Here is a 10,000-nt window from a genome sequence, read left to right as displayed (position 1 = left end):
AATAATGATTTCTATAAAAATCCACAAGATTACGTATCAAATTTCGAGCGTTTTGCGAAAGTTGCCGACATGTTCATCGCTGGACATTTTCACGGTAATGGTTCGCCAGATATCTTAACTCGTGAAATGTTGAAAGCACCAGATAATAAAATTCAAGTGGTTGCTGATATTTCGTGTGATGTAGATGGTCCAGTGGCGTGTACTCTTAAAGCTTCAACAATTGCAGAACCATTTTTCGGATATTTGGCTAGTGAACACAAAGAAGTTCCTTATACACATCCAGCTTCAATTATGGTAATGTCGGTTGATAATTTACCATGTGAGTTGCCTAAAGATGCGAGTGAAGGTTTTGGTGAAATGTTTATGCAACACGTAATTCCAGCTTTCTTTAATGGAGACAAAGATGGAATTTTACAAAGAGCTAAAATTACCGAAAATGGTCAATTAACAGAACGTTTTAAGTATCTTCAAGATTATGTTAACGAAAAGCAAGAAGCTGTAGCTTCAAAATAATAACAAGCCCGATGTTTTCATCGGGTTTTTTGTTTTTATAATAAAACGTATATATTTGTTAAAACTAATCACTAACTAATGAACAATCAAAACAAAACCAATTATCCTGCCTTATATACGCTAATTACAGTGTTTTTCTTTTGGGGATTTATCGCGGCTGGAAACAGTATTTTTATTCCCTTTTGTAAAAGTTATTTTTCATTAGATCAATTTCAGTCACAATTGGTTGATTTTGCATTTTATACAGCTTACTATATTGGAGCTTTATTGTTGTTTGCCTTAGGCGATTTATCAGGAAAAGATATCGTTGGAAAATGGGGTTACAAGAAAAGTATTGTTTATGGATTATTGTTTTCTGCTCTTGGAGCAGGCGCCATGATTATTGCCGTTGAAGCAAGTGTTTATGCTGGAATGTTAGTAGGTTTATTCATTATGGCTTTAGGTTTTTCATTGCAACAAACCGCAGCCAATCCGTTTGCTATTCTATTAGGAGATCCAAAAACAGGAGCGAGTAGAGTAAATCTTGGTGGAGGAATCAATTCATTTGGAACTACCATCGGACCTATTGTTGTAGCATTAGCTTTGTTTGGTACAGCCGCATCTGTCTCAGATGAACAAATTAAAGCATTAGAACTTAACAAAGTAGTATTGTTATATGTTGGTGTTGGGTTGTTATTCGTAGCTGCAGCTGCTTTATTTTGGTTTTCAAAAAAAGTACCGAGTGGAATTGCAAACGAACCAATGGAAAAAGCCAACAAAGCATTAAGAATATTAGTTATTATGACGGTTTTATTGGCAGCTTGTTTTGTGCCAATTTTTAAAACCTATCAATTAGATACTAGTAATTATTCTGCAGTAGATTTTTCAGATTTAGAACAATACAGAATGCTTTGGCTTTCAGGTGCTTTGTTAGTAGTAGTGGGCGGTTTGATGTTTTCATATTCATCAGCAAAAAAGAAATCAGAAGGTTGGGGTGCTATGCAATATCCACAATTGGTTTTAGGAATGTTGGCTATATTTACGTATGTTGGAGTAGAAGTTGCTGTTGGAAGTAATTTAGGTGAATTATTAAAATTAGATGAATTTGGTGGTTTACAATCTTCCGAAATTGCACCTTACATTTCAATGTATTGGGGAAGTTTAATGATTGGAAGATGGGCTGGTGCTATTAGTGTTTTCAATTTACAAGGAATGAAGAAAACATTGGCTTTACTTATTATTCCAATTATTGCATTTGGTATCATTTTAGGCGTAAATATCATTTCAGGTAAAGATATGAAACCTTTGTATTGGTATATTGTTTGCGTAATTATTCAAATTATAGCATTCTTTTTGAGTAAAGATAAACCAGCAAGAACCTTAATGATTTTTGGAACATTTGGAGTAATTGCTATGCTAATTGGATTATTTAGCACGGGAACAATTGCCATTTATGCCTTTTTATCAGGTGGATTGGCTTGTAGTATTATGTGGCCTTCTATTTTTAGTTTGTCAATTATTGGATTAGGAAAATATACTTCGCAAGGTTCTGCCTTTTTAGTTATGATGATTTTAGGAGGTGGAATTATTCCTCCATTACAAGGAAAATTATCCGATATCATTGGAATTCACCAATCCTATATTGTAGCGGTGGTTTGTTTTGCTTACTTAACTTTATTTGCCATTTTAGTAAAAGGCTTATTAAAGAAACAAAACATTGATGTAGATGCTATTGAAGTAGAAGCAAGTCATTAAAAACTATAAAGTAAAAAACCTCCGTTAGAATTATTCTAACGGAGGTTTTTTTTATTTGTTCCGATTAATCGATTAAAAAAGGAAAAATAGTTGCTGAATAAAACCATGAAATCAATCTGAAATCGGGTTTATATGTCATTAAATTCTAAAAATACCTCCAACGGCAACAATTCGTTGTAAGAACCAAAAATGTTGTTCTGCAGAATCTGCACTACTTTTAGTTGTTCTAATATTATTCATTTCAATATAACCTCCTTTTAATTCAGTTTGAATAAAGAAATGTTTAAAGAAAGTAAAATTTAATCCAGCTTTTGCTGAAATACCATAGCCTGCAATATTGAAGTCATCATGACGTTCTTTTCCTAATAATGTGGTATTTGTTTTTGGATATAAAAAGCCTCCACCAATTCCTTCTGTTAAGTTAATTTGAAATTTATCTGTATTGGGTAATTTAAATAAATTTGAAATATCATCAACTCTAGAAATTTCAGAATTCACATAGTTCAATCCATCAGTATGTTCAAATAACAAAAAGTCTTCATCCAATGTTAATTCTCCATTTGCAGGATTCTCATTATAACTACCAGCATTAGGATAGTAACCTGAATAATCTACTCTTCTGTCGTTATACATTACATATTTCATGTGGTCAACACCAATAGAAATGTTGTAATGATTGGAGATGAAGTAGCCAATTCTTAAATTGGTTTGTGGAATGGTCATTCGAGCTGGATTTAAATAATCGCAATGCCATCCTTTAGGTTTGTCATGTGCTGCTACATCATAAATTGTAAAGTCGTAATCGGCACCTTTAAAACGAATGTCTGATCTTGAGTACGACTCTCTATTACCTCCCCAGAAGATGAAGAATTTACCTTTGTTATTGCTCGTGTATTTTTCAGGATTTTCTACTGTTTCTTGCGAAAAGGTGTACTGTGAAAAAACACAAAAAGTTAGTACAGCCATTAAAAATGGTTGCTTCATTAAAAGTTAAAAATATTAAAATTGATTTACGGTTTTACGAATAGCTACTAGTTTAGTCATTAATCCTTCAAAGTAATCTAAGTGCAACATGTTTGCTCCATCGCTTTTTGCATTTGCTGGGTCGAAATGCGTTTCAATGAAAATTCCATCTACACCAACAGCAATTCCTGCTTTGGCAATAGTTTCAATCATATCGGGACGACCACCTGTTACTCCAGTAGTTTGATTAGGTTGTTGTAACGAATGTGTTACATCTAATACAGTTGAAGCGTATTGTTGCATAGTTGGAATTCCCCTGAAATCTACAATCATGTCTTGGTAGCCAAACATGGTTCCTCTATCAGTTACCATTACGTTTTCGTTTTGGCAATCCAATACTTTTTGAACAGCATGTTTCATGCTTTCTGGACTCATGAATTGTCCTTTCTTTAAGTTTACGGTTTTACCTGTATTGGCAGCAGCCACTACTAAATCGGTTTGACGTACTAAGAAAGCTGGAATTTGTAAAATATCAACATATTCAGCTGCCATTGCTGCATCTTCGTTAGTATGAATATCGGTAACGGTTGGAACACCAAATTCTCTTGATACTTTTTGAAGAATTTTTAATGCTTTTTCGTCTCCAATTCCAGTAAAACTATCTACTCTTGAACGATTGGCTTTTTTGAAAGAACCTTTAAAAACGTATGGGATTTCTAATTTATCAGTAACAGAAACTAGTTTTTCTGCTATACGCATTGCCATTTCTTCACCTTCAATGGCACATGGTCCTGCTAACAAAAAGAAATTACCGCTTTCTGTGTGTTTTATTTGTGGAATGTTTTTTAAATTCATTTTGTGTTGATTTTGAAGTTGCAAAGATAAAAAGAAAAACCTTTCCTACAGCAGTAGAAAAGGTTACTTATGTTACAGATAATAAAATAGTTTTTATTTGTCTCTAGCTGGAAATTTTTTAATTGAAAATCCTTTTGGACATAGGATTTTTCCTTTTTCATAAATATTAAAGTATAAGGTAATTTTTTTATCGCTTCCTTCAAATGTTACTTCATAAATGCCAATAGTTCCAGCTCCCATCAAACTGTTTTTAGTTGGAAAAGGGCAACAGGTATCTACTTTTTTATAGCTAATTTTCTCACCATTTGGTCCTTCCAATCCACTAAAATAATATTGAATGTTAATGTTTTCTTGTTTTTCATTAATGAAACCAATGTTTATGGGATAATCTTCATCATATCCATATTTAGCATCTGTAGCATATTCAGTAATTATGTAAGCTTGATCTCTTACTAATGGACGCAAAGCAGTACTATCAATATTTTTAATTGTTGATTTAGTACTTACACAACTGGTAAGAGTAAAAGCGATTAATAAAGAAAAGAAGTATTTCATTTTAGTTGGTTTTTGTTTTTAAAAGGTAAGCAACAATCGCGCCAATAACCACACCAAAAGATAAACTATCTGAAATGTTTTTCCAAATAGAACTCGATAAAGTTGTATATTCTTTAGCTTCTTCTAATGATAATTTTTTACTTTCAACCGTATAATTAATAGTATTAGTTAGAAAATTAGGACTTATAAATTCATGTAGAATAAATTGTGCAATCGGACTAAATACAACAATGATAAATGAGATTACAATAGCAGAAATGATGCCTTGTTTCCAATTCATAGTGCCATTATAAAATTTTATTTTCTTTTCTCTTAATGCCAAAAAGTAAAGGAGAAACAAAGGGAAAATATATAAAATATTAAATAAAGGTTCCCATTTAATTTTTTCAGTGTGAAATCCCAATTGCTTTTCTAAAGTCATCCAAGCTAAAAAAATAATTGTGGTAATGATAGCCCATTTGAATTCGATTGAAAACTTTTTCATTTGATATGCTTTTGTTTGATGCCTCAAATTTACTATAAAATGTAACAAAAGTTACAAATACCAATTTGAATTTCTATTTTTGTGGAAAATTGTAAAAATACTATGGAATTGATTTTTGGAACTTGGCATTGGGCCATTTCGGGATTTTTAATTGGTGTGACGATGCTAATTTTAACTTATTTTGGAAAATCTTTTGGAATGTCATCGAATCTTAGAACCATGTGTTCTATGGCTGGAGCTGGAAAATTTAGCGACTTTTTTAAATTGGATTGGCGCGAACAAAAATGGAGTTTAGCGGTTGTTTTAGGAGCTTTTGTAGGAGGATTTATCGCTTTTTACTTTTTGTCAGATGGAAGTGGTGTCAATGTAAATCCAGAGACTATTACGCAATTGCAAACACTTGGAATTGATGCACCAAATGGTAAATTAATGCCGGATGCTATTTTTAGCGTTGAAACATTACAATCTCCAAAAGGATTTGCTATATTATTAATTGGTGGTTTGTTAATTGGATTTGGAACGCGATATGCTGGTGGTTGTACTTCTGGTCATGCTATATCGGGGTTAAGCAATTTACAATTACCATCATTAGTAGCCGTTATTGGTTTCTTCATTGGAGGATTAGCCATGGCACATTATATTTTACCTCTAATCTTTAAAATGGCTTAATCATGAAGTTAGCAAGATTTTTTCTTACCGGAATATTCTTCGGAATTGTTTTAACCAAAGCAGAAGCTGTTTCTTGGTATCGTATTTATGAAATGTTTCATTTTCAATCGTTTCATATGTATGGAATTATTGGAACGGCTTTATTTACAGGTATTGTAGGATTACAAATTATAAAAAAATATAAAGTAAAAGATTATAACGGTTTGCCAATTAATATAATTGAAAAAGAGCGTGGTTTTTGGCGTTACATTATTGGTGGAAGTTTATTCGGATTAGGATGGGCTTTAGTAGGCTGTTGTCCTGGACCTATTTTTATTCTTCTTGGAACAGGAACTTATGCTATTGTTGTAGTTCTTATAGGAGCTCTTTTAGGAACTTATATTTATGGTTTGTTAAAAGATAAATTGCCACATTAAAGTTAAGTTAAAGTATCAAATATTGGGGTGTTTTGGTTGTATATTTTGTAAATTTGTGTAATTAAAATTAAGAGTTATGCAAACAACAATTCATATACAAAATTTAAAATGTGGTGGTTGTGCTAATACAATTACCAAAGGAATTTCATCTATTGAAACAATAAATAATATTGCCGTAAATGTTGAAGATAGTTCGGTAACATTTGATTATGTATCCGAAGAAAAATTAAATGAAGTTAAAGAAAAATTAAAATCATTAGGATATCCCGAAGACGGAGAAGCCAATAGTTTAATGGAGAAAGCCAAGTCTTATGTAAGTTGCGCTATTGGAAAAATGAGTTAAATAAAAAGTCCCGATTTAATCGGGACTTTTTTTATATCAATTCAGCACTTAAACCTGCATCTAATAGAGCAGAGCACTGCGGTTTTAATTCTTCTAAAGAACCTGTTTTAACCGTGCATTTTCCTTTGTAGTGGACTAACAAAGCGCATTGTTCCGCTTGTAATTCATCGTGTTTACAAACTCTAATCAATGTATCAATAACGTGGTCAAATGTATTTACATCATCGTTGTGTAATACAATTTCGTTATTAACACCAACAGCTTCTGCTACTAAAACTTCTTCTTGTACTTTTTCTATCGTGCTCATTTTCTTTACGTTTGAAAGTTCATTACAAAAATATTAAAAAAATGTTTCAAGTTCAAATTCAAAAATCAATTTCAAGATTAAAAAAAATAAACTACTAATTTCATTCTACCAACTTCTAGCTATTTTACAAACTTCAAAGCAACCCAATTGTTTCTTTCAAATTGTTTTACATAGGTTAATCCTTTTGAAGTACAACTTTCCGAAATCACAGGAATATCCTCAGTATAGAATCCACTTAAGAATAAAATTCCGTTTTCGTTTAAACAAGCTACATATTGTTGCATATCGTTTAATAAAATATTACGGTTGATGTTGGCAATAATCACATCATATTTTTTACCATCTAATAAAGAAGCATCACCTTCGTAAACCGAAATATGTTTGCAATTATTACGTTCTGCATTTTCAATTGAGTTTAAGTAACACCAATTGTCAATATCAATAGCGTCAATAGGTTGCGCGCCTTTCATTTCAGCCAAAATAGCTAAAATAGCAGTTCCACATCCCATATCTAAGGTTTTCTTACCTACTAAATCCGTTTCTAACAAATGTTGAATCATCATGTGCGTAGTTTCATGATGACCCGTTCCAAAACTCATTTTAGGTTCGATTACGATGTCGTATTCAGCATTCGTTTTTTCATGAAAAGGAGCTCTTACGTGGCATTTACCATCTACATCAATAGGTTCAAAATTTTTCTCCCATTCTTCGTTCCAGTTCACTTGCTCAATTTCTTCAAATGTATAGTCAATTTTAAATTCTGGATTTTCTAGAATTTGAATATCCTCCAATATATCTTCACTCCATAAATCTTTTTGAACAAAAGCAGAAACACCAGTTTCCGTTTCAATGAAGCTTTCAAAGGCTTTTTCTCCTAATTCAGCAATTAAAATTTCACTTCCAAGTTCTAATGGAGCAATTGTAAAATGATATCCAATGTATATATTTGACATAACGTTAATTTTTTGCAAAGGTAATATTTACTTAACATACTTAACCTTGTTTTGATGTTAAGTTTGCACAAAATAAACAACAACATAACAAATGAAAAAATTAATTACATTTTTACTTTTAGTAACTACTGCATTTTCAAGTGCTCAGGACATAAAAGTATCTACAAAAGACAATGATTTAAAACTAACCTCGTTACCCTATTATAGTTTTGGTAAAGGTGTAGGTTTAACATCTCCAGATAGTATTTTCCAGTTCAACATTCGTTTTAGAATGCAAGACCGATTAAGTTATTATGATAATGAAGGAGCGGAACCATTTTATGAAGCTCAAGTGCGTCGTTTACGATTGCGTTTTGATGGATATGTAGGGAGTCCAAAATATTTATATGTGATTCAATTATCATTTGGTGCAGGAGATGTTGGACCAGTAAGACCAAATGAAAACTTAAACGTAATTAGAGATGCGGTAGTATATTACCGTCCAAATATGCATTGGCAATATGGTTTTGGGGTTACAAAATTACCAGGAACGAGACAAGCTGTAAATTCATCAGGAGCTATTCAGTTAACCGATAGAAGTATAAACAACTCTCGATTTAATACAGACCGTGATTTTGGTTTCCATTTTGCTAATTTAAATGAATATGAGAATAAGTTTTCTTATAACTTTAAAGGTGCTGTAACTTTAGGAGAAGGAAGAAACTGGACTACAAATAGTGCAAATTCAACTTTAAAAGATAACAATGGTTTATCATACTCTGGAAAAATTGAATTAATGCCTTTAGGTAAGTTTAAGAAAGATGGTCATTATTTTGAAGGAGATTTGTTAAGAGAGGAGAAGCCAAAATTTATGATTTCTGGAGTTTACAATTACAATGATAAAGCAAGAGAATCACAAGGTCAAATGGGTGATTTATTATATGAAACTAGTAATTTATCTACTGTTTTATTAGACTTTATTGGAAAATACAATGGTTGGGCTTTTATGTCTACTTACATGATGAGAGATGCTAGTAAAGCTATCACAACATCAGCAACTAATCCATTATTGAGTAGAGCGGTTTTTGTTGGAAACGGTTTTGATAATCAATTAAGTTACTGTTTTCCTTCAAAATACGAAGTTATCGGTCGTTTTTCAAAACAGAAAGTTGACAATGAAGTAAAGGCATTTTATCCAAATACAGAACAATTAAGTTTTGGTGTAAACAAATATATTTGGGAACATGCTTTAAAACTTCAAGCTGAATTTACAACAGAAAAACAAGAATTTTTCGACGGAACTAACAAACAAAATTGGTATGTTCGTTTCCAAGTAGAAATCGGAATTTAAAATTCTAATTTTAATACAATTTAAATCCAGTTCGAGTAACTGGATTTTTTTTTGTTTCTATTTGCTTACCTTTGCACCATATTTATTTCATTTATGTTACATATAGGAGAGTTCAATACGTTAAAAATACTTAGAGATACTAAAGTTGGTTTATTTTTAGGAAGCGAAGACACGCAAGAAGATGATGTTTTATTGCCAAATAAATATGTGCCAAAAGAATTTACTATTGGCGATGATTTAACCGTATTTGTGTATTTAGATCACGAAGAACGCCCTGTTGCAACTACTTTGAAACCTTATATCAAGTTGAACGAATTTGCACATTTAAAAGTAAATTACATCAACAAATTCGGAGCTTTTTTAGATTGGGGATTGGAAAAAGATTTGTTCGTTCCGTTTAAAGAACAAGCACGCCCTATGGAAGAAGGTAAACGTTATTTGGTTTACATGCACATGGATGAAAAAACCAATCGTTTGGTAGCTTCGAGTAGAACTAATAAATATTTATCGAACGAAAATTTAGAGTTAGAAAAAAACGAAGAAGTAGATATTTTAATTTCGCACATTACGGAAGGCGGAATTAATTGTATTATCAATCAAAAGCATAAAGGTTTAGCTTATAAAAACGAAGTGTATGATGATGTAAAACCTGGAATGAAAACAAAAGGGTATATCAAAAACATTCGTCCTGATGGTAAAATTGATGTCATGTTACGTAAAGTTGGAGTAGAGGCAATCGAACCATCTTCACAAGTAATTTTAGACGAATTAAAAGCGAATCGTGGTTTCTTGCGATTAACTGATAATTCGCATCCAGAAGACATTAAAACGGTTTTGAAAATGAGTAAAAAGAATTTCAAAAAAGCCGTTGGAAATTT

The 10,000-nt window shown here is 31.8% G+C and carries 12 protein-coding genes and 1 pseudogene; 7 read left to right on the top strand and 6 right to left on the bottom strand.

All coding sequences use genetic code 11. The features are described from left to right. A pseudogene (locus tag LDL23_RS11295) lies at positions 1-513 on the top strand (alanine dehydrogenase); the annotation flags it as partial. A 78-nt stretch (positions 514-591) separates the two neighbouring features. Further along, positions 592-2,247 carry an MFS transporter gene (locus LDL23_RS11290; protein ID WP_291265795.1) on the top strand — a complete coding sequence of 552 codons (1,656 nt, stop codon included), beginning with the start codon at positions 592-594 and terminating at the stop codon, positions 2,245-2,247. Between the two features lie 138 nt (positions 2,248-2,385). On the opposite strand, the gene LDL23_RS11285 is transcribed toward LDL23_RS11290, so the two are convergent. From LDL23_RS11285 to LDL23_RS11270, 4 genes are all read right to left on the bottom strand, one after another. Beyond that, positions 2,386-3,231 carry a hypothetical protein gene (locus LDL23_RS11285; protein ID WP_291265794.1) on the bottom strand — a complete coding sequence of 282 codons (846 nt, stop codon included), beginning with the start codon at positions 3,229-3,231 and terminating at the stop codon, positions 2,386-2,388. 15 nt (positions 3,232-3,246) lie between these two features. After that, positions 3,247-4,065, bottom strand: coding sequence for a 3-deoxy-8-phosphooctulonate synthase (gene kdsA, locus LDL23_RS11280; RefSeq protein WP_291265793.1), 819 nt, complete (start codon positions 4,063-4,065; stop codon positions 3,247-3,249). A 93-nt stretch (positions 4,066-4,158) separates the two neighbouring features. Beyond that, positions 4,159-4,620 carry a 2-dehydro-3-deoxyphosphooctonate aldolase gene (locus tag LDL23_RS11275; RefSeq protein WP_291265792.1) on the bottom strand — a complete coding sequence of 154 codons (462 nt, stop codon included), beginning with the start codon at positions 4,618-4,620 and terminating at the stop codon, positions 4,159-4,161. A gap of 1 nt (position 4,621) precedes the next feature. Then, positions 4,622-5,104, bottom strand: coding sequence for a DUF4199 domain-containing protein (locus tag LDL23_RS11270; protein WP_026726806.1), 483 nt, complete (start codon positions 5,102-5,104; stop codon positions 4,622-4,624). A gap of 102 nt (positions 5,105-5,206) precedes the next feature. On the opposite strand from LDL23_RS11270, the gene LDL23_RS11265 reads away from it, so the two are divergent. From LDL23_RS11265 to LDL23_RS11255, 3 genes are all read left to right on the top strand, one after another. Then, positions 5,207-5,773, top strand: a complete 567-nt coding sequence (locus LDL23_RS11265) for a YeeE/YedE thiosulfate transporter family protein (RefSeq protein ID WP_291265791.1) — start codon at positions 5,207-5,209, stop codon at positions 5,771-5,773. A gap of 2 nt (positions 5,774-5,775) precedes the next feature. Continuing rightward, positions 5,776-6,189, top strand: a complete 414-nt coding sequence (locus LDL23_RS11260) for a DUF6691 family protein (RefSeq protein ID WP_291265790.1) — start codon at positions 5,776-5,778, stop codon at positions 6,187-6,189. Between the two features lie 76 nt (positions 6,190-6,265). Then, entirely contained in the window at positions 6,266-6,532 is a 267-nt protein-coding gene (locus LDL23_RS11255; protein WP_194095954.1) for a heavy metal-associated domain-containing protein, read from the top strand. Positions 6,533-6,563: 31 nt separating this feature from the next. On the opposite strand, the gene LDL23_RS11250 is transcribed toward LDL23_RS11255, so the two are convergent. Both LDL23_RS11250 and prmA read right to left on the bottom strand, forming a co-directional pair. Then, on the bottom strand, positions 6,564-6,839 hold the full coding sequence (locus LDL23_RS11250) for an ATP-dependent Clp protease adaptor ClpS (protein WP_026726810.1): 276 nt from the start codon (positions 6,837-6,839) through the stop codon (positions 6,564-6,566). A 119-nt stretch (positions 6,840-6,958) separates the two neighbouring features. Then, entirely contained in the window at positions 6,959-7,792 is an 834-nt protein-coding gene (prmA, locus tag LDL23_RS11245) for a 50S ribosomal protein L11 methyltransferase (protein WP_291265789.1), read from the bottom strand. A 91-nt stretch (positions 7,793-7,883) separates the two neighbouring features. Here prmA and LDL23_RS11240 point away from each other — a divergent pair, with 91 nt between their 5' ends. Both LDL23_RS11240 and LDL23_RS11235 read left to right on the top strand, forming a co-directional pair. Then, on the top strand, positions 7,884-9,122 hold the full coding sequence (locus LDL23_RS11240; protein WP_291265788.1) for a porin: 1,239 nt from the start codon (positions 7,884-7,886) through the stop codon (positions 9,120-9,122). Between the two features lie 93 nt (positions 9,123-9,215). Next, on the top strand, positions 9,216-10,000 hold a 785-nt coding region (locus tag LDL23_RS11235), incomplete at its 3' end, for a S1-like domain-containing RNA-binding protein (RefSeq protein WP_291265787.1).

Origin of the sequence: Flavobacterium sp. (assembly GCF_020217025.1) — a bacterium.
GTDB lineage: Bacteria > Bacteroidota > Bacteroidia > Flavobacteriales > Flavobacteriaceae > Flavobacterium.
This window is presented reverse-complemented; position numbering and strand designations above follow the sequence as displayed.

Excerpts from the sequence above, each read along its gene's own strand:
- LDL23_RS11290 (WP_291265795.1), top strand. The coding sequence starts at position 592 with ATGAACAATCAAAACAAAACCAATTATCCTGCCTTATATACGCTAATT.
- LDL23_RS11285 (WP_291265794.1), bottom strand. The coding sequence starts at position 3,231 with ATGAAGCAACCATTTTTAATGGCTGTACTAACTTTTTGTGTTTTTTCA.
- kdsA (WP_291265793.1), bottom strand. The coding sequence starts at position 4,065 with ATGAATTTAAAAAACATTCCACAAATAAAACACACAGAAAGCGGTAAT.
- LDL23_RS11275 (WP_291265792.1), bottom strand. The coding sequence starts at position 4,620 with ATGAAATACTTCTTTTCTTTATTAATCGCTTTTACTCTTACCAGTTGT.
- LDL23_RS11270 (WP_026726806.1), bottom strand. The coding sequence starts at position 5,104 with ATGAAAAAGTTTTCAATCGAATTCAAATGGGCTATCATTACCACAATT.
- LDL23_RS11265 (WP_291265791.1), top strand. The coding sequence starts at position 5,207 with ATGGAATTGATTTTTGGAACTTGGCATTGGGCCATTTCGGGATTTTTA.
- LDL23_RS11260 (WP_291265790.1), top strand. The coding sequence starts at position 5,776 with ATGAAGTTAGCAAGATTTTTTCTTACCGGAATATTCTTCGGAATTGTT.
- LDL23_RS11255 (WP_194095954.1), top strand. The coding sequence starts at position 6,266 with ATGCAAACAACAATTCATATACAAAATTTAAAATGTGGTGGTTGTGCT.
- LDL23_RS11250 (WP_026726810.1), bottom strand. The coding sequence starts at position 6,839 with ATGAGCACGATAGAAAAAGTACAAGAAGAAGTTTTAGTAGCAGAAGCT.
- prmA (WP_291265789.1), bottom strand. The coding sequence starts at position 7,792 with ATGTCAAATATATACATTGGATATCATTTTACAATTGCTCCATTAGAA.
- LDL23_RS11240 (WP_291265788.1), top strand. The coding sequence starts at position 7,884 with ATGAAAAAATTAATTACATTTTTACTTTTAGTAACTACTGCATTTTCA.